Annotated in this window: 16 protein-coding genes; 8 read left to right on the plus strand and 8 right to left on the minus strand. The window is 63.9% G+C overall.

Annotated elements, in window-relative coordinates; genetic code table 11:
• Positions 1-14: 14 nt before the first annotated feature.
• The 7 genes from meaB (at position 15) to F4Y38_09485 (ending at position 7123) form a co-directional block, all read left to right on the plus strand.
• Positions 15-1004: a methylmalonyl Co-A mutase-associated GTPase MeaB gene (gene meaB, locus F4Y38_09455; protein ID MXY49500.1), complete on the plus strand. Its 990-nt coding sequence runs from the start codon at positions 15-17 to the stop codon at positions 1002-1004.
• Positions 952-1368, plus strand: a complete 417-nt coding sequence (locus F4Y38_09460; GenBank protein MXY49501.1) for a cobalamin B12-binding domain-containing protein — start codon at positions 952-954, stop codon at positions 1366-1368. The genes meaB and F4Y38_09460 overlap by 53 nt, the downstream gene beginning before the upstream one ends.
• A 135-nt stretch (positions 1369-1503) precedes the next feature.
• The gene (locus F4Y38_09465; GenBank protein MXY49502.1) at positions 1504-3171 is read left to right on the plus strand and encodes an amidohydrolase; all 1668 of its coding nucleotides are present in this window, start codon (positions 1504-1506) and stop codon (positions 3169-3171) included.
• A 262-nt stretch (positions 3172-3433) separates the two neighbouring features.
• Positions 3434-4165: an outer membrane lipoprotein carrier protein LolA gene (locus tag F4Y38_09470; protein MXY49503.1), complete on the plus strand. Its 732-nt coding sequence runs from the start codon at positions 3434-3436 to the stop codon at positions 4163-4165.
• A 47-nt stretch (positions 4166-4212) separates the two neighbouring features.
• Complete coding sequence (gene rimO, locus F4Y38_09475; protein MXY49504.1) at positions 4213-5637, plus strand: 30S ribosomal protein S12 methylthiotransferase RimO; 1425 nt, start codon at positions 4213-4215, stop codon at positions 5635-5637.
• Positions 5634-6536, plus strand: coding sequence for an outer membrane protein assembly factor BamD (bamD, locus tag F4Y38_09480; protein MXY49505.1), 903 nt, complete (start codon positions 5634-5636; stop codon positions 6534-6536). The genes rimO and bamD overlap by 4 nt, the downstream gene beginning before the upstream one ends.
• Complete coding sequence (locus F4Y38_09485) at positions 6125-7123, plus strand: nicotinate-nucleotide adenylyltransferase (GenBank protein ID MXY49506.1); 999 nt, start codon at positions 6125-6127, stop codon at positions 7121-7123. The genes bamD and F4Y38_09485 overlap by 412 nt, the downstream gene beginning before the upstream one ends.
• 10 nt (positions 7124-7133) lie before the next feature.
• On the opposite strand, the gene F4Y38_09490 is transcribed toward F4Y38_09485, so the two are convergent.
• Positions 7134-7724 (minus strand): dephospho-CoA kinase, encoded by a 591-nt coding sequence (locus tag F4Y38_09490; protein ID MXY49507.1) that lies wholly within the window; start codon positions 7722-7724, stop codon positions 7134-7136.
• 7 nt (positions 7725-7731) lie between these two features.
• Positions 7732-11370: a chromosome segregation protein SMC gene (smc, locus tag F4Y38_09495; protein ID MXY49508.1), complete on the minus strand. Its 3639-nt coding sequence runs from the start codon at positions 11368-11370 to the stop codon at positions 7732-7734.
• 235 nt (positions 11371-11605) lie between these two features.
• Here smc and F4Y38_09500 point away from each other — a divergent pair, with 235 nt between their 5' ends.
• Positions 11606-12313, plus strand: coding sequence for a glycosyltransferase family 2 protein (locus tag F4Y38_09500; protein MXY49509.1), 708 nt, complete (start codon positions 11606-11608; stop codon positions 12311-12313).
• 10 nt (positions 12314-12323) lie between these two features.
• Here F4Y38_09500 and F4Y38_09505 read toward each other — a convergent pair whose 3' ends face one another.
• The 6 genes from F4Y38_09505 to F4Y38_09530 form a co-directional block, all read right to left on the minus strand.
• Positions 12324-13175 carry a sulfurtransferase gene (locus tag F4Y38_09505; GenBank protein ID MXY49510.1) on the minus strand — a complete coding sequence of 284 codons (852 nt, stop codon included), beginning with the start codon at positions 13173-13175 and terminating at the stop codon, positions 12324-12326.
• A 57-nt stretch (positions 13176-13232) separates the two neighbouring features.
• On the minus strand, positions 13233-15338 hold the full coding sequence (locus F4Y38_09510; GenBank protein ID MXY49511.1) for a hypothetical protein: 2106 nt from the start codon (positions 15336-15338) through the stop codon (positions 13233-13235).
• Between the two features lie 174 nt (positions 15339-15512).
• Positions 15513-15953: a (2Fe-2S) ferredoxin domain-containing protein gene (locus F4Y38_09515; protein ID MXY49512.1), complete on the minus strand. Its 441-nt coding sequence runs from the start codon at positions 15951-15953 to the stop codon at positions 15513-15515.
• Positions 15950-17494, minus strand: coding sequence for a PepSY domain-containing protein (locus F4Y38_09520; GenBank protein ID MXY49513.1), 1545 nt, complete (start codon positions 17492-17494; stop codon positions 15950-15952). The genes F4Y38_09515 and F4Y38_09520 overlap by 4 nt, the downstream gene beginning before the upstream one ends.
• A complete protein-coding gene (locus tag F4Y38_09525; GenBank protein MXY49514.1) occupies positions 17491-18537 on the minus strand; it encodes a PQQ-binding-like beta-propeller repeat protein in 1047 nt (348 codons plus the stop codon). Before F4Y38_09525 ends, F4Y38_09520 begins: the two co-directional genes overlap by 4 nt.
• Entirely contained in the window at positions 18525-19871 is a 1347-nt protein-coding gene (locus F4Y38_09530; protein ID MXY49515.1) for a GTP-binding protein, read from the minus strand. Before F4Y38_09530 ends, F4Y38_09525 begins: the two co-directional genes overlap by 13 nt.
• Between the last annotated feature and the right edge of the window lie 2 nt (positions 19872-19873).

A 19873-nucleotide genomic window follows, 5' to 3' on the forward strand; every position in this document is an offset into this window, starting at 1 on the left:
CCTCCGATCCCGCTATGAAACTACTCGACCGTTTCCTTGCCGGCGACCGAACCGCATTGTCCCGCGTCATCACCCTCCTTGAAAACGACAGAGACCGGCGTTCCGCCATGCTGGACGTGCTGTATCCCCGTTCCGGCAAGGCCCGCCGCATCGGGATTACGGGCCCGCCCGGTTCCGGAAAGAGCACCCTTGCCGACCGTCTCACCGCCCGGCTTCGCAAAAGCGGCCGCACGGTAGGCATCATCGCCGTGGACCCGACGAGCCCCTTCACCGGCGGCGCGCTGCTCGGCGACCGGCTCCGCATGCAGGGATCGTGGGACGATCCGCAGGTTTTCATGCGCAGCCAGGCCGACCGAAGCCATTCCGGCGGGCTTTCGGAGGCGACGCCTTACGCGATGACGGCCCTTGACGCCTTCGGCAAAGATGTTATCATTGTGGAGACCGTGGGCGTAGGCCAGTCCACCCTCGATGTTACCGACGTCAGCGATACGACCGTCGTCCTGCTCACGCCGGAATCGGGCGACAGCGTTCAGGCCATGAAGGCCGGCCTGATGGAGATCGCCGACGTGCTGGTCGTCAACAAGTCCGACCGCGAAGGCGCGGACCGGTTCGCCTCGGAACTGAAGATGATCGTGGACATGGGGCGGTGGGAGGAAGGCTGGAAACCACCCGTCCTCAGCGCCAGCGCGCGGGACGATACCGGTATCGACGGCCTGTATGAGCGCCTGGACGCACACGCGGACTACCTCGCCGGAGAAGGCAGGTTGCAGGCGCGCCGGCTGCGCCAGGGGCGCTCGGCCATCGAGAAAGCGCTCGGCGAATGGTGGCATGGCCGGCTGACGGTGCTTCGGGACGCCGGAGACGCGATGGACCGCCTTTCCGAACGCGTGGCCTGCAGGGAGTTGAGCCCGCTGGCGGCCGCCCGGGAGATGATGGAAGGGATCGAAGATCATGGCGGAAAACATACGGGTTCTCGTCGCCAAACCGGGCCTGGACGGCCATGACCGCGGCGCCAAGGTGGTGGCCGCGGCCTTGCGCGACGCCGGCATGGAAGTGATCTACACCGGGCTCCGGCAGACGCCGGAAATGATCGTGGAAGCGGCCGTGCAGGAGGACGTGGACGTGGTCGCGCTGAGCATCCTCTCGGGCGCCCACATGACCATCTTCCCCCGGGTCATGGACCTGCTGCGGGAACGGGGCGTCCAGCACATGCTCCTCACCGGCGGCGGCATCATCCCGAAAACCGACGCGGAGGAGCTCGCGGAAATCGGCGTGGGAAAGCTGTTCGGTCCCGGCACTTCGACGCGGGACATCATCGCCTACATCAACGAGGAAGTGGACCGCCGCCGCGTGGCGGACGAGATTTAGGCCGTGGCGGTATCGTGACGGATGCGAGATGGCCCCTGCCGCGTGGCGGACGAGATTCAGGCCACGGCTTTTAGGTTAGGTAACGAGGAGGTAAGCATGCGAAAGTCAGTGATTGCAGCGACCATCGCGGGACTGATGTCCCTGGTATGGTCCACCGGCGGCGAGGCCCAGGTGCGCAGGTCCACCGCGGACCTGGTGCTGAAAAACGGCACGGTCTACACGATGGACGCCGATCGGCCCAAGGCGCAGGCCGTGGCCGTCATCGGCAACCGGATCGCCGTCGTGGGCGTCGATGCGGACGTGGAGCCCTTCATCGGTCCCGATACCCGGGTGATCGATCTCGAAGGCCAGACCCTGGTGCCCGGGTTGAAGGAAAGCCACGGCCACCTCATGGGCATCGGGATTGCCAAGATGACGGTCGACCTGGTGGGCATTTCGGGTTACGACGAACTCATCGAGCGGGTGCTTGCGGCGGCCGACGGTGTGGAGGAGGGCGATTGGATCACCGGCCGCGGGTGGCACGAGGAGAAGTGGACCGACCGCAGTTCGCTCACAGTCCGTGGGTTCATGACCCACCACAAGCTGAGCGAGGCCGTGCCGGATATCCCGGTGTACGTGCGACGGGCCGACGGCCATGCCGCCTTTGCCAACGCCAAAGCCATGGAACTGATGGGGATCGACCGGAACACGCAGTCTCCCGAAGGCGGCGACATCATCAAGGACGCCGATGGCAACCCCACGGGGATCCTGGTGGACAAGGCCATGGGACTGGTGAGCGTTCCCGGCCTGACGGAGAACCAGCGGCGGCAGGCCCTTGAACTCGGCATCCAGGAATGCTTGGCCAACGGCATCACGATGTTCGATGACGCCGGAGTCGGCGAGGACGGGATCGACCTGTACAAAGAGTACGCGGACGCGGGCAAGCTGGACATGCGCGTCTACGTGATGGCCTCGAATCTGCACACCATGGTCGCCCTGCAGAAACCGTGGTCTCACCCCGAGGGGTTTCTCACCGTCCGTGCCGTCAAGATGTACGGAGACGGGGCGCTCGGCTCGCGGGGCGCCTGGCTGCTGGAGCCCTACGAAGACGATCCGGGAAATTCCGGATTCCCCACGACCCCGCCCGACATGATCTACGACGCCGCCCGTTTCGCCCTGGAGCATGGATGGCAGGTGTGCACCCACGCCATCGGCGACCGCGGTAACCGCATGATGCTCGACATGTACGAGAAGGCGATGGAGGAATTCCCCCACGTGAAGGACCACCGGTTCCGCGACGAACATACCCAGATCCTGGACGAGGCGGACATCCCCCGGTTCGCCCAACTGGGCGTGATCGCGTCGATGCAGGGCATACACGCGACCTCGGACCTTCCCTGGGCGCCGGACCGGCTCGGTACCTCCCGCACGGCGGAGGGCGGCTATGTCTGGCAGAAGCTGCTACAGCATGGCGTGAAGGTCATCAACGGGACCGACGCGCCGGTGGAGGACATCAGTCCCATCGCTTCCTTCTACGCCAGCGTGACCCGTGAGCGGCCGGACGGTACGCCCGAAGGCGGGATGTTCGGCGACCAGCGCATGTCGCGCCAGGAGGCGTTGCGGTCCTATACCCTGGACGCCGCCTACGGCTCGTTTCACGAAGACGTGCTCGGGTCCATCGAGCAGGGCAAGCTCGCCGATTTTACGGTGTTGTCGAAAGACATCATGACCGTGCCTGAGAACCAGATCCTGGACACGGAAATCGTGTATACCATCGTGGACGGGAAAGTGCGGTACGAGAGAGGGCGGCCCGCGGTTCCGTGATGGGACCGGCCGAAGCAAGCGGCCCGCCATGCCGTAATGGTAAGGCCGAAGCGGACCACGCAGCGCGCCGAAGTACAACCGGCAGCGCGTCGAAGTACAACCGGCAGTGTAAGGAACGGGGAGGGAACCCACGGGGGCTTTCCCCGTTCTTTATATCAGGGAATCCATCCACTGTAGAACTTGACGCGGACGCGTTTAGGATACATATTTTCAGGCTTGCGTAGGAAGTGATTCGCATGGGTATTCCGCGAGAGGAGTTGGCATGGCCGCTCATCTCTGGGTCGGCCTGTTGACCGGCCTGATGGCGATGCAGGGTGTTGAAGCGACGGGGGTCGTCCGGACGCCGGAGGACGTCGGACCGCTGGAGTACGTCGGACCGCCGGAGCAGCTTCATACGGCGGAGACCGTCACCGGAAAGATGCGCCAGCGCTTCGACGCCGTGCGGTCTCTGGCGGCCCGGTATACCGTTACGACGTTTGCGGCCGTGCTCGAAAGCCGTAGCGAGACCGAAGGGAAACTCTATCTGCAGAGGGACCGGAACCGCCTGCGCATGGAAGAGGCCGGCCAGACCATCGTTTCAGACGGCGAGACGCTGTGGACCTACGTGCCCGGCAACCGGCAGGTCATCGTGTCGCCGGCGGGGGAAGAGGGATCGGAATCCGGACCCGGGCGCACGGGCCGGCCAGGCCGACCGGACGACTTCATATTCAACTACTCGAACCGTTACCTGTATGCGCTGGAGGGCAGGGAACCGGTCGATGGCATGCCGTGCTCCCGGCTCAGGCTCACCGCCGTCGAACCGGCCGACGGCCTTCCGGATCTGCGCATCTGGGTGGACGAGAAAAACTGGCTTACGCGGAAAGTGACGTACAGGGACGACATGGGGTCTGAAACCACCCTGCGTTTCATGGATTACCGTCTGAACGAGAAACTCGCTCCCGGGTTGTTCGAAATGACGGCGCCCGAGGGGGTCGAATGGGTCGACCTGCGCTGAAGGACGCCGCGTAGAAGCAGAGTAAGCGCAGCAAGCGGAGAAAGACTTTGCCCAACATCAGTCTCGCCAGCCTGGGTTGTTCGAAGAACCTGGTGGATTCCGAAGTCATGCTGGGCCAGCTCACCCGGGCTGGATACAACGTGGTGGCCGACCACGGCGACGCGGACGTCATCATCGTGAACACCTGTGCGTTCATCGGTCCCGCCAAGGAGGAGTCCATCGAGACCATACTGGACCTCGCGCGGTTCAAGGAGGACGGCCGGTGCGATTCGCTCGTCGTCACGGGATGCATGGCGCAGCGATACGCCCACGGCCTGGTGGCCGAAATGCCGGAAGTGGACGCCGTGATCGGTGTGCATCAATACCCGCGCATCGTCCAACTGCTGGACCGTCTGCGCGGCCGGCGCGAGACCCTGCGGGAGATACGAAGGCAGCCCCTGCCCACCGACTACTCCTACCCGAGGGTCATCACCACGCCCCGCCATTCCGTCTACCTCAAGATCGCCGAGGGGTGCGACCGCAGGTGCACGTTCTGCATCATCCCGGCCATCCGGGGCGGCCAGCGGAGCCGCACCGTGGATTCGCTCGTGGAAGAGGCCCGGACGCTGGCCGGCCAGGGCGCCGTCGAACTGAACCTGATCTCGCAAGACACCACCTGGTACGGCAAGGACCTGGCGCAGCCGGCCAGGCTGGAGGACCTGCTCACCGCCCTGAACGGCGTGGAAGGCGTGCGCTGGATCCGGGCGCTGTACAATCACCCCGTGCGGTTCACCGACACGCTGATCCATGCCTTCGCCGACCTGGAACGGGTGTGCAACTATATCGACATGCCTCTGCAGCACATATCGGACCCCATGCTCTCGCGCATGAACCGCGAGACGACCTCGAAGGAGACGCGCGCGCTCCTGAAGCGGATCCGCGACCGGATGCCGGACGCGACGCTGAGAACCACCTTCATCGTGGGCTTTCCGGGAGAGACCGAGGAGGACTTCGAACAGCTCTACGACTTCGTCGGGGAGACGCGGTTCGACCGCATGGGCGTGTTCATGTATTCGCGGGAGGAGCAGACGCCGGCCGCACGGTACGACGGCCAGATCTCCGAGCCCGTCAAGCAGGAGCGGCACGACCGGCTCATGGCGCTGCAGCGCGAAATATCACTCGAACGCAACCGGTCCTTCGTGGGGAAGACGGTCGAAGTGCTGATCGACGAACTTGCCGATGAAGGGCACTACACCGGGCGGACCGCCGCGGATGCGCCGGAGGTCGACAACGAGGTGCTGGTCACCGGCGAAGGCCTGGCGGCCGAGGACGGTCTGGCCCCCGGAGACTTCGCCTCCGTGGACATCATCGACGCCATGGAATACGACCTGGTCGGCGCGGTCTCGACAGGGTCCCCCGTACACGGTGGACCAAAACCGCAGCGAGGGCCAAACCCGCAGACGTTTCCCGCCCAATTCGGAACACCGGCATGATCATCCCCCCCTTACGCCGCTACAGGATCCCCGTCACGGGGATATTCCTCGCCCTGCTCGTGGTTTCGGCGTGCAGCCCGCCCGGATTCGAGTCCGACTGGACCGCGGAGGAACTCTACGACTACGCCATGGAGCGCGTGGAGCAGGAGGACTGGCTGAATGCCCTGGACGCCTTCCGGGCCATCACCCTCGGCCACTCCGGCAGCGATATCGTGGACGACGCCCTGTACCATCAGGGGGAAATGCACATCAACATGGAGGAATACCCCCTGGCCACGCTCGTGTTCCGGCGGCTGATCAGCGATTTTCCCCAGAGCCCGTACAGCGACGAGAGCCAGTACAAGCTGGCCTATGCCACGTTCCTCCAGTCCAATCCGCCCCATCTCACACAGGACAAGACCTTCGAAGCCATCCGCGAACTCCAGTTCTTCCTCCAGGAGTATCCCGACAGCGAATGGAGCGCGGAAGTCCACGAGCTGCTGCAGCAATGTTTCGACAAGGTGGCCGAGAAGGATTACCGGATCGGCAACCTCTACTACAAGTTGAAGGACTGGGAAGCGGCCCGTCTCTATTTCGGCGAACTGCTGGAAACCTACCCCATGAGCAACTGGGCTTCCCGGGCGCAATTCGAAATCGCCGACAGCTACGCGAGGGAGGGGAAATACCGGGAAGCCATCGAGCAGTTCGAGATTTTCATCCAGAGCTATCCCGAAAACGAACGGTCGGCGGAGGCCGGAAAGCGTCTTTCCGAACTGAGAAACAGTTACGTAGCGCCATCCCTGGCCGAGGACGGCCCCATGGACGACACGTCTTACACGGACGACCCGGCTTCCACGGACGACCCGGCTTCCACGGACGGATCCTCACCGGCCGAATCCGAGAGCGGCAACTCACCGTGAACATCCAACGGCTCGGTGTTTACGGGGGTACGTTCGACCCGATTCACGCCGGCCACCTGGACATTGCCCGGGGCGTGGTCGAACACTGTGCCCTCGACAGGCTCCTGTTCATCCCTTCCGCCCGCCCTCCGCACAAGCGGGGGCACGCCGTCGCCTCGCCGGATGATCGGTATCGTATGACGCAGTTGGCCGCGCGGAACGATCCCCGGTTCGAGGTGTCGGACGCGGAGATCAACCGCCCCGGCCTGTCCTATACCGTGGACACGCTGGAGGCGCTGCGGGAGATCTACGGCGAGTCCTGTGCATTCCACCTCGTCATCGGGGCCGACAGCCTGCTCGAGATCGACACCTGGCATGCACCGGACCGGGTATTCGAACTGGCGACGGTCGTGACGGTTCCCCGGCCCGGCAAAGACCTCTCCGGTCTGGATCCCAGTTGGCGGGACCGGGTCGTCTCCCTCCAGCTTCCCGAGATCGACATCTCTTCCACGGACATCCGCCGTCGCGTCAAAGCAGAACTCCCCATCACCCACCTTGTCCCGGCGGAAGTGGCGGACTATATCGAAGAACGCGGCCTTTACAGGTAACGGGGCTGTTTCAGGAGAGGATGCGCTTCCAGAGCGCTTCGGCCTTTTCGATCAGTTCGTTCCGCGTGCCGTTGTTTTCCAGGATAAAATCCGCCCACCGGGCCTGTTTCGCGTCAGACTCCTGGGCGGCGATACGCGCTTCGGCCTCGCCGCCGGTGAGGCCGCGGAGGATGATCCGTTCTTTGCGTGCGGAAGCGGGTGCGGTGACCAGGATGACCCGGTCGGCCAGGTCGGTGGGTCCGGTGTCGACCAGCAGGGGGGCGTCCACCACGACGACCCCGTCATAGCCCTCGGCGCGCATCCCGGTGATCCGGCGGCGAATTTCTCCGCGTATGGCGGGCCGTACCAGGCGGTTCAGCCGTTGCCGGGCTTGCTCGTCGCCGAAGACCAGGCGTCCGAGGGCCCGCCGGTCCACGTCCCCTTCGGCCGTCAGGACGGCCTCGCCGAAGGCCGACCGGATATCGTCGCGCATCCGTTCGGTCCGCAGCAGGTCGTGGCCGATGGCGTCGGCGTCCAGCACGCGGGCGCCGAGCCGCTCGAATACCCGTGCCGCCGTCGATTTACCCGAGGCGATGCCGCCGGCTACTCCGATGACGATCAAGTCTCACCTATACCCCGACCGTACCGGCGCCGTTGGCCTCCTCGCCCGGAGCGGCCGCGGTTTCCAGCGCCTCCGAATCGGCATCCTCGAGGCGCACGGAGACCATCTTGGACAGGCCGGGTTCTTCCATGGTAATGCCGTAGAGGTAATCGGCGGCTTCCATGGTCCGCTTGTTGTGGGTGACCACCAGGAACTGCGTGTCGCTGGTAAACTGGCGCAGGGCGCTGGCGAAGCGCCGGACGTTGGCGTCGTCCAGCGGCGCGTCCACCTCGTCGAACACGCAGAAGGGGCTGGGCTTCACGAGGTAGATGGCGAAGAGCAGGGCGATGGCCGTGAGGGCCGTCTCGCCGCCGGACAGCAGGGCCAGGCTCTGCAGCCGCTTTCCTCCCGGCCGCGCCATGATCTCGATGCCCGCTTCGAGAGGGTCCCCTTCTTCGAGCATGAGGTCGGCCTCGCCGCCTTCGAACAGCGTCTGGAAGGTGGTCATGAAGTTGGTCCGGACCTCTTCGAAGGTGGTCATGAAGCGGGACCGGGCGGCCTTGTTCATCTTGATAATGGTCTTCTCCAGGTTGTCCTTGGCCTCGATGAGGTCGTTCTGCTGCTGCTGGAGAAAGTCGAGCCGCTCCTTGCCCGCCCGGTACTCTTCCACCGCCGCCATGTTGATGGGACCCAAGTCGTCCACCTTGCGCTGGATGCCGTCCCGCAGGGTCTGGGCGGCGTCGGGCGAGTATTCGTCCAGTTCCTCGATCCGCGGCAGTTCGTCCATGCCCTCGGGGTCGGTGTCGTGCCGGTCCATCAACTGTCGCCGGATCTCGTTGCTCTTCATGTATAACTCGGCGTCTTCCAGTTCCGCCTGGTGGACCTGTTCCTGTACCTGGGTCAGTTCGTTCCGGTTCTCGCCGAGGTGCTGCTGCAGATGGCGTTCGGCTTCCTGCAGGTTCTGGTGCTCTTCGAGGACGGCGTCGCGGTCCAACGCGCGCTCCCGCCGGGTCGCGTAGTGCGCCTCCAGCTGCTTCTCGTTAACTTTCTGGGCCTTCTCCAGTTCCGTGGACTGGCTGCCGGCCTCCACCGCCTCGGTCTTTCGCTGCGTCAGGAGATTGGCCAGGCGCTCGTTCTCCTGGGTAAGGAATTCATCGGCGGTGCTCAACTCGTTGCTCCGGCTTTCCATGGACACGAGGGCGACCCGCGCTTCGTTGGCCGCTTCGGCCAGGTGCTGGCGTTCCTCCTCCATCTCGTCCAGGGTCTGCTGGTTGGTCCGTTCTTCTGCTTCGGCCGATACCCGGTCGCGGGCCAGGGTCTCCATCGCTGTTTTGCGCTGCTCGCGTTCCCCGGCCGCAGCCTTCGCGTCCGCGGCCAGGGTATCCGCTTCACGCGCGAGTTCTTCGTCCTGTTCCGTCATCCGGGACCGCTCGAAATCCAACTGCCGTTCCCCGGACTCCGTTTCCATCAACTTGCGCCGGGACTCGCCGAGTACCTGCTCGACGGAGGCCTGCCGCTGCGCCAGCGCGGCCAGTTCCGTCTCCAGGCCTTCCAGTTCGCCGGCGACCTTGTCCCGTTGCGCCCGGTCTTCCTCCAGTTCCCCTTCGATCTCCGCGATCCGCTCCGCGCGGCGCAGAAGGTCCGACTCGCCGGCCTCGGACGATCCGGACGAACCACCGGTCAGTACGCCGGCCGGGTCCACGACCTCGCCGCCGGCCGTCAGCAGTCTCCAGTCCTGGTCGGTGTCGAACAAGGGGGAAAGGCGCAGGGCCGTTTCCACGTCCTTCACGAGCACGACCCTGGAGAGCAGGTGGGTCACCGCCGGAGCCAGCGCCTTGTCGGACTTGACCATGGTGCTCGCGCGGCCGATGATGCCGTCGTCCTCGAAGGGCAGATCCGCGGGCGCGGGGCGGGACTTCATCCGGTCCAGGAGGATGAAGGAAGCCCGGCCGGCCTCCTGCTCCCGGAGGTAGGCCAGGCCCGCCTCGGCATCTTTTGTGCGGCCGGCCACCACGTACTGCAGCATGTCGTCCAGGTAGGCCGCGATTACTGTTTCGTAGGCCTTGTCGATGGTGATCCCGTCCGCCAGCACGCCGCGGAGCCCATCGACGTCCGCGCCGTTGGTGAGCAGCGTCCGGACGCCCTGGCCGTATCCTTCGTACTGCCGGTGCATGCGATCGAGGAGCGTCCATTCCTTTTCCGCCGTCGCAATGGTCGTTTCGAGGCCGGACAGCTCGTCCCGGGCCGACTCGATGCACTGCTGCGCGTTCTGGACCGATTCCGTCAGGTTCGCGTGCAGCGACGCGTTCTCTTCCACTACGGCCCGGACGTCCCGCAGTTCCTTCTGCACGGTCTCGACGGCCGCTTTCTTCGATGCCAGTTCCTCGGCGAGTTTCTTCCGGGCGGACCCCACTTCGGCGCTTCTTTTGCGAAGGGATGCTACGCGGGTTTCAAGGGAACTGATGGCCGCCAGCTCGCTCGAGTGCTGCTGAATCGCCGCCATGCTGCGGTCCCGCAGCGCCTGGGTGGCTTCTTTCTGCGCGGAGATCCGGCCGGCGTAGGTCCGGGACGCCTCGTCCCGCTCCGCGAAGGCAGCGCGTGCCTGTTCCAGCGCCGTCTCCAACGTCTTCCGGTCGTCCCCGATCCGGGCGAGCTGCGACCGGATACCTTCCAGTTCGGTCTCCGCCTGTTCGGCTTCCCCCGACGCGGAACGAGCCCGCTGCTCCAGGCCGGTCCGGCGCTCCTTGCTCACCAGGAGTTCCTCTTCCAGCGCCCTGATCTGGTCGTCGATCTGGTTGACGGCGTCCTGCCGCTGCTGGAGTTTTTCCTCCTTTTCCAACTGGACGGCCTTGCTCTTCTCGACCTCCGCCTCGGCGGTCCGTATGCGGGTCTGAATGGCTTCCTTCCGCTCCGCGAACTGCCGGATCCGCTCCCGGACGGGCTCGGTCTGCCTTCGCAGGTCCTGGAACGCGTGGCAGGCGACCACGATCTCCACGTCTTTCATCTGCTGCATCAGCCGCTCGTACCGCTCGTACTTGCGCACCTGCCGCCGCAGCGTGCTCACGCTGCGCTCGACCTCGTCCAGGAGGTCGGCGATACGGACCAGGTCGTGCTCGGTCCCTTCGAGCTTCCGCTGCGCCAGGCGCCGCCGCGTCTTGTACTTGTTGATGCCGGCGGCTTCCTCGATGAGCTGGCGCCGTTCCAGGGGGCTGCCGTTCACCACCGATTCCACCATGCCCTGCTCGATGATGGAGTAGGCGTGGGCGCCCATGCCCGTGTCCAGCAGGAGGTTGGTGATGTCCTTGAGGCGGCAGGGAACCTTGTTGATCTGGTACTCGCTCGCGCCCGAGCGGAAATAGCGGCGCGTGATCGTGACTTCGCTGTATTCGACAGGCAGCATCTGCTCGCTGTTGTCGATCGTCAGCGACACCTCCGCCATGCCGAGGGGCTTGCGGGCGGCCGTGCCGTTGAAGATGATGTCTTCCATCCGGTCGCCCCGCAGCGAAGTCGCGCGGTGCTCCCCCAGCGCCCAGCGAATGGCGTCGACGATATTGGACTTGCCGCAGCCGTTCGGACCGACCACGGCCGTGATGCCGTCGCTGAACTTCACCTTCAGCCGGGTGGAGAATGACTTGAAACCGATCATTTCAAGATGGGAGAGACGCATCGGACACGGATCCTGATGGCGAATACAGCCGGTTTTGAAATACGGTAAAGTCGGATCGGGTTGAAAATGGGTTTCAGGAGACTATTAAGGGGATATATTAGTATATGTAGGGCCTTGTCAAGCGAATTATACATTATATACGGCGGGCCCGGACCGCTGGAAACCACTGTAAACACGGATCGAAAGGGATTTTGAGGGGCCAGATATGGCGATGCCGGATATGGCGCGGCCGGATATGGCGCGGCCGGTGGACGGTCGGAAGATCGTGGTCATCATACCGGTCCTGAACGAGGAGGATTCGATCGGGCTGGTCCTGGCCCATATCCCGGAGGGGATGGCCGCGGCCGTGATCGTGGTGGACAATGGGTCGACGGACCGGACGGCAGCCGTGGCCGCGGAAGGCGGCGCCGTCGTCGTGCGGGAGCCCCGGCGCGGCTATGGGGCGGCCTGCCTGCGCGGCATGGCCGAGGCCGCCCGGTTCACCCCGGACGTCATCGTGTTCCTGGACGGTGACTACAGCGACTACCCGGAGGAAATGGGAGAGCTGGTGAGGCCGATCCTGGACGACGGCTACGACCTGGTGATCGGGTCGCGGATGCTGGGCCGCCGCGCGCCGGGCTCCATGCCGATCCAGGCCGTCATCGGGAACGTCCTCGTGCCGCGGATCATCCGGTGGCTTTACGGCCATCGGTACACCGATCTCGGACCATTCCGGGCCATACGCTACGACCGGTTGCTCGAGCTGGAAATGGCGGATCAGAACTTCGGCTGGACCGTCGAGATGCAGATCAAGGCGGCGCGGAAGGGCTTTCGGACGCTCGACGTACCAGTGCGGTATCGCAAGCGGGTCGGGGTATCGAAGATAACGGGTACGCTGTCCGGTGCGGTCCGGGCGGGCGTGAAGATCCTGTGGGTGACTTTCAGGTATGCGGTGGGGAAGTGAGGGATTAGGCTCACCCCTCACCCGTCCCGATCGGCCGGTCCTCGTCGGTAATCCACTCGCTCCAGGAACCCGGGTAGAGCACGGCGTCACCGAAGCCCGCATGAGCGATAGCAAGCAGGTTGTGGCAGGCCGAGACGCCCGATCCGCAGTAGTTTATGGCGCGGTCGGCCGGCACGCCGCCGAACAACCCCTCGAATCTCCGTCTCAGTTCCTCCGGCGACCGAAAGCACCCATCTTCCCCCAGGTTCGCATCGAAAGACGCGCATGTGGCACCCGGGATATGGCCGGCCACGGGATCGATGGGTTCCTGCTCTCCGCGGAAACGCTCCGCCGTGCGGGCGTCCAGGACGGCCCAGTCCGCGTCCTTCCGGTGTCGGTCGACGCCGTCCACGTCGGTGACCAGGTGTGCCCGAACGTTGGGCACGAAGGTGCGCGGCGCCACTTCCCTTACTTCTTGCGTAACCGGCAGGCCCGCTCCGGTCCAGGCGGGCCAACCGCCGTCCAATACGGCTACGGCATCGTGACCCAGCCAGCGGAGCATCCACCACACCCGCCCGGCCACTGAACCGCCCGCACCGTCGTAGACTGCGACCTGCACGCTTCCGTCGATTCCGAGTCGAGAGAAGACCTCGGCGGCCCGCTCTACGGAAGGCAGCGGATGTCGGCCGGTCACTCCACGCACGATAGGACCGGACAGATCGTCGTCCAGGTGGGCGTACACGGCGCCGGGCACGTGGCCTTCACCGTACTCCCTGGCGCCCTGGTCCGCGTCGGCCAGGGAGAACCGGGCGTCGATCACGCGCCAGTCCGGGTCCTGGTGATGCCGGTTCAGTGTGTGTACGTCGATGAGCGTGGTATGCATTTCCACCTCCGTTGGGCGAACTACGACGGTCTTCTCACCTTCGATTCGCCTTATCAATCAGTTGCCGCCTGCCTGTTCCTCGTGCTCGTATACGATCCGGATCGCCCGGATGTTCGCGATCTTGAAGGCGTGCACGTCGCCCTCGGGTATGCGGTGCGCCTCGATGAAGGGCGTGCCCCGGGTCCGTTCGATGCGGATAGGTTTGATCCGGTGCAGGAAGCTGCGGCTACGGTTGCCCAGGTAGTATTCGATGACGGCCCGGTGGTTGTTCTTCACCGCCATTTCCAGGAGTTCCTCGGTCTGCCCGGGAGACAGGTACTGCAGGTTGGCGGCCTGCTCGATGTGCGGAGCGTTTCGGTCGGCCCCGCCCGATCCCTGGTGCAGCTGATAACCGGGCAGGCAGTCCCCGAATCCGAGGACTGGTTTTCGTTCGGATTCAGGGGGTGTACGCTCCGTACCGTCCGTGGGTGGATCGTTTCGGTCGGAATGGCCGCTTCGGCCGGGATGACCACCTCGGTCGGAATGACCGCTTCGCTCCCGTGATTCATTCGGGTCTGTTCTCGGTCCGTTCCCATTGGCGGACCGGGCACGCTGGACCGCATCTCCGGCGATAGAACTCGAAGCGGCCTCCGCGGGTCCGACGATCCCCGATCTCGGCATGTAACCCTGTTTCTGAAGCAGGTCCATCAGCTCCCGGTACATCTTGCGTTCCACGATGAGCGCGTCGGGCGCCACCTCGCCCTTGATATATGGCGCGAGTTCCCCGTGGGCCTTGATGTGGCTGGCGATCTCGGCGCTGGCGGTCCGGAGAAGGAAGGTCTCCATGAAGTACACCTGGCCGTACGCATCGCCCCACGACTGGATCGAGTACGCAACGTTCTGCGGCACGTCCTTCTCGGAATTGTCCGCAAGGAAACCGTTGACGTCCGCGCCGGACATGTCCGTGTTGGCGGCCCTGTAAATGGTATCGCGGGTGACCCGGTAGGTCAGGGTGAGATCGACCTTTTCGAGGTCGGAGAAGCGTTCGAGTTTTTCACGGATGTTCAAGTCCAGGTCCCGGGGCGCAATGATCTCGAAGGTGGGCTGGACGACGAACCGCGCGCTCCAGGCCTGCTCGTCTGGCCAGTCCTCCCCGCCGAACACGTGCCGTCCCGCCGGCGTAATCACCAGGCCGCCTCCGGCCCCGTTCTTGCCGTCATACTGACGCAGGAGGCCGATCCATTCGAGCTCGCGCAGCGCGGCGTGGATCTCCGCTCTTTCCTCGTCGCTGAAGGCATCCGTCTGCACGTGGGTAGAAGAACAGGTCAGCACGCAGCGCAGGATCTGGTCCAGGTCCACCTGCGCGAAACCTACACACAGTTGAAGGATACCCGGCAGTGCGGATATCGCGGGGGAACGCGCCCGGTCCCGTGCGTGCCAGAAGGACAACAGGTTCGCCAGTTTTTCGGTGGTGGGCAGCTCAAGCCACGATTCGAATTCGCTGTCGGCGCGAAGGCGTCCGTCCTCTATGCGCGTCAATCCGCGCCACCGCGCATAGTCCATGACGAAGCGCATCTGATCGGGGGTTTCCTCCTCCGAATCCTGCAAGCCGTTCGTCAGGGTCTCCTGCCGATCCACCATGGCATCGAGCGCCCGTTTGTAGGGCAGGCCCCGGTCCGTGAGCCGCGCCGGGTTGTGGCGCAGTCCGTTCACCAGGGCGAAGACGTTTCGGACCGCGGTGAGGTCCCGGCTTTCGTCGTCTTCCGATTTCCCCACTTCCGTCGAGAAATACCCCGCCAGCCGGTCCGTGAAATTGCGGATCAGCATGTCCCGGAGGTCTTCCGGCACAGTGAAGTCGACCGTGCGGAACGCCGGCCGCCGGCCGATCACGAGCCCCCGGTTCAGCAGTCCGTGGAGTTGTTCGATCAACCCGTCGTTGGAGGGTTTCCTCGTGTCGTAGACCCGTCCAGCCTCTCCGGCGGAAAGCACGGCCAGGAGAATCTCCCGGGCTTCTTCGCTCAGATCGTCCACGCACTGATCGATGTACCCCGGCTCGAAGACTCGGTCGGTAATTTCGCGGATCAGCCGTGCGCGGGAGATCATACCGGGCTGCACGCCGAGGGTGACGGCCATGGATTTAAGGTCGCCCATGGGCAGGGCGGCGAGGTAGTCCTGGAGGATCAAGGGTTCATTCCTACTCGATGGCAAACGAGCGATGCTTGCACTGCGAATTCAGTGATTTACGTGCTTGTGGCCGGAGCGAACGGGGTCGAAAATCTGCCGTGGAAGGCCGCCGTAAAGTACCATGGCATCCGCAAAAGTGGCATTCCTATAGACACAGGAAGTTATACAAGTCCACTAAACCGGGTCAACTCCATTCTCATGGTATTGGGAAATGGCGAACCGTTCAAACAGGTGGAGGTTCATTTCGGCAGGCAATTCGAGCAACACACCCGCATCCCGGGAGGCTTTGGCCCATGCCAGGAGCAAGTCGTAATGCCTTTGTTCCTGGAGGCCGCCAAACCACTGCATCCCCTCAGGCGAGATGACGCAGAAGACATTGGCCAGATCGCACGGACCAAGGCATCCGGAGATCGTAAATTGCACCGACCTGTTCAGTTTTTCTTCTTTCCACTGCTGCTTGAGCCAGTCACGGGGAAACGGCGGGAACCCCTTGTCTGTCTGTCCGCAGCAACAGCCTTCGCAGCACACGACCTGGCCAAGAACGCGGCCTCGGCCCGTAGCCAATGCGTCGTGTCTGCGGAGTGACTCGCGGACGCGTTGGGTCTGAGCATTCATGCTTTATTCCCGCGATAACGTTTACGGATGCGAAGCACACGTCGCCAGGACACGATGACGGCGGTTGAAGAGAACAGGAAACCGGCGCTGCACAGCACGATCACCACCGCATCCCAAACGGGGCGATTGTCGATGAGAAAGCGGAAATCCAGGCTGTGAAGGCCGTTGTAAAGCCAGCGTTTCGCGCGTCCTGTTTCGGTGAGTTGATTGATCAGTTCACCGGTGGTGAGATCGACATGGAACCAGGTTGCGTTGGCATCATCGAAGCGCACCCGTAACACGGGCAGTGGACGCCAGCGCTGGTGATGGGAGTAATAGTAGTGATCGTAATCCGTAAGCCGTTCGATGGAGACATTCCGGTGGCCTGCCATGACCCGCCTTATTTGTGCGAGGACGGATTTCTCGAGACTGCCCTGCTCCAGTGGAGTCAGCCAATGACGTTGACCATCGCCGGTGACGGCATAGGCATAGGGTGAGCCACCCAGCCATTGCCACACCAGTTCGCGCGTGTCTGTCGGGATATTCAGGCCTCGGCCGGGTGGCATTTCCAGGCTGTGACCGAGTGAGGCGTAGACAACCCCAGTCAGGATGTCGCGGCCAACGGTGGCGCCGACGGTGGGCGTGTCTCTGTAGGCGGCGAGTCGATCGCTAAAAGGGATGTCATCGTCAAACACCCCCAAGGGGTTCATCGACAGGAGGCCGCTGAGCAGGAAGGTCGTCAGCGGTATCAGGAAAATCAACCCCAGCACATGGTGTAGTTTCAGCGTGCCCCGGTAGGGAGTCACATCTTTGCCGCGGTAACGCCTGCGAAACCTCAATCGCAGAAAGCCGATCACCGCACCGGTGACCATGGACACCAGGCCGGCGAGTGAGAGCACAACGACTACCCAGTGCCAGACAGAGACATGCTGGCGAAGCTGCACCGGGTAGATCCAGTGCAGGTTCGCCCCCAGCCAGTTCCAGCCGCGCTCCAGCGCGTTAGTATCGCGTACCACTTCCCCGGTCACCGAAGAGACATACAGTTCAGTACCGGCCGGATCGTTCAATGCCACCGAGTGAAGCGGCCGATGAGGATGAAGGCTGCTGGACACGGACCACTGGTCCACGAGCAGGAGTGCCTTGTGCACCGGTTGTGTCGATGAGAGGCCGGTTGAGTGGGCATAAACTCGGCTTGCGTGAACGGCGTCTTCATCGTCTATCTCGCCGATCACACCGCCGGTATCGGCAAATAGACCATGGTGCGGTCCATCACCCGTTCGCATGAGCCAGGCGGGCCGTCCAAGCACGGAGGTAAGGCGCAGTTCCTCGATGGTCTGCGCAGGATTAAGGCGCTGCAACAGTTCGGCAGGTCCGACCCGCAGTTCATCCGGTTCGAGTTCCGGCAGTGCAGCAAGACGTTCCGCCCGCGTCAGTTGCGGAAAACCGACATACATCATCACCACGCCGGAGAAAAACCACATGGCCACGAGCAGACACATGGAGATCCCCAGCCAGCGGTGGCCGAGATAGAGCCAGCGGCGGAAATTGATGGTGCGCCTCACCAGTTCTTCACCCGCCAGACCGTCACGCCGCCCTGCGCATCGAGCGCGGCGAGGGCACCCCCATCCGGCCGCCAGTGCAATCCGGCGACGACATCCGCCACGTCCCCGGACCCGATCAGATCTCCTTCTCCATCTCGCTGCAGCGACCACGCGGCCACGGTCCCATCGCGGTCTCCCGATGCCAGGTGCATCGCGCCGGGAGCGAAGGAAAGCACGGTGATGAACTGACCATGATAGTCCAGGACGCCGGGCCGCGTGCCTTCGGGACCCTTGCCCTCGAAGCTCCAGACCGTAACCGCCTCCCCACCGCCGGTGGCCAGAAGGGTACCGGTGTCATCGAAAGCGAGGGCAGACGGTTTGCCCGGATATCCGGACATCATGGAGTCCTTTCCCGTGTCTCGACGCCAGAAGTGCACCGAGTTGTCCTGGCTACCGCAGGCCACGATGCCCCCGTCCGGGCTCAGTACCATCGACACCAGGGACCCCTGCCATTCCAGCTTCTGCCGTGGCTCGCCGGTGATCGCATCGAAGAACGTCACACGACCGTAACAGGCCGTCGCCAGCTCTGCCGCGCCGGACCAGGCGATCGCGCTGACAGTGCTCGGATGGGCGTCCGATCGCCAGACCTCCGTGCCGTCCACGGTATAAACGTATACGTGCCTGGAGCAGGATATCGCCAGCCACTGGCTGTCCGGTGACCACGCCACGTTTTCCACCCAACTGTTACCGACGTCGATAGCCCGGCTTACCTGACTATCGGAGGCAGACCAGATTATGACTCGACCGTCCTGCCCGGCCGTGGCGAAGGCGGTTCCGCCCGGATGGATCGCTGCCGCGAGCACGCCGCCCTCATGAACCTCGTGATGCGCCCACGCGGTCGCGCCGGACTTGCCTTCGAAGGCGTAGACGCTACCTGCGGTGTCACCGATCACCAGCGCCTCACCGCGCAGTATCCAGCCCCCGGCGATGGGGTAATCACCGACCGACGCAGACCAACCTCGGCGAATTACGCCGCCCGGGTTACCGTCGTTCAAACCAGACATGCATTGAACCCCTGTCGCATGTCCTGCTCATCGAGGTTGCGGCCGATAAAGACGAGTTGATTGTGGTGGGGATCATCCCCCCATTCTCGATCCGGCTGGCCGTCAAAGAGCATGTGAACTCCCTGGAAAACGAAGCGACGGGACTCGCCCGCGAGACTGATGAAGCCCTTCATTCGGAAGATGTCCACCCCGCGTTCCATGAGCAGTGTACTAAGCCACTTGTTGAGCCTGTCGGGATCGACGTCGCCCTCCCGCTCGATGGCGATCGAACCTACTTCGTCGTCGTGCTCATGCTGCGCGACCCAGGTGCGCTCGACCTCCTGCGCGATGGTCACTCCGTCGGTGTTCCTCAGTTGGAGATCGAACTCTTCCGCGGTGTGCTGGGCGTAGAGGCCGACCCGCGCCTGCTTATCAACCTCCAGGATGAACGACTTGCGCCCCGTTGAATCGAGTTGGAGGTTCACATGCTTACCAATCGGTATTTCTTCGCCCGGGCCAAGGTCCTCCGCAGGTTCGGCGTACCTTCGCACACACCACTCCGCGCCTTCGCGGAGGGCGGCGTCATCCGTGCCCTGGTCCGGCACGACGACGATCGACATGGCCGGATCGGGTCCATCGGCCAGGCTGAGTTCGTACCTGCCGGTATCGAGCGAATAGACGCCGGACCATTCGAAGGGGTATTCGGGCTCGAGGAAAGTGGGACGACGCTCGAGCACATCGTCCAGGTCGAAGGCTTCGAGGTTGAGCACCGTGTCGACGGGAACCTCCGCCCGCTCGCTGCGCACGACTTTGGCCATTCGGTTCATTTCCCGGAGACGGGTTTCGAGCCGGTCGAGTACCTCGTCGTCGACGAGGTCCGTCTTGTTGAGCACCAGGACGTCCGCGAAGGCGATTTGCTCGGTGCTTTCGTCGCTTCGACCCAGCTGTTGCTCGATGTGGGCGGCATCGACGAGCGTGACGATCCCGTCAAGGGCGTACTCGTCGCGAATCTCGTCGTCCATGAAGAAGGTCTGGGCCACCGGGCCGGGATCGGCGAGCCCCGTGGTCTCCACCAGCACATAGTCGAACTTGTCGCGGCGCTTCATGAGATTGCTGAGCACGCGGATAAGATCACCGCGCACCGTGCAGCAGATGCAACCGTTCGACATCTCGAAGATCTCTTCGTCCGCGTCGATGACGAGGGCCTGGTCGATGCCGACCTCCCCGTATTCGTTCTCGATCACGGCGATGCGCTTGCCGTGCTCCTCGGTCAGGATCCGGTTGAGCAGGGTCGTCTTCCCGGAGCCGAGGAAGCCGGTGAGGATGGAAACAGGTACTTTTTGCGGCGAGATCATCT

Source organism: Gemmatimonadota bacterium (genome assembly GCA_009838645.1).
Classification (GTDB): Bacteria; JAAXHH01; JAAXHH01; order JAAXHH01; family JAAXHH01; genus JAAXHH01.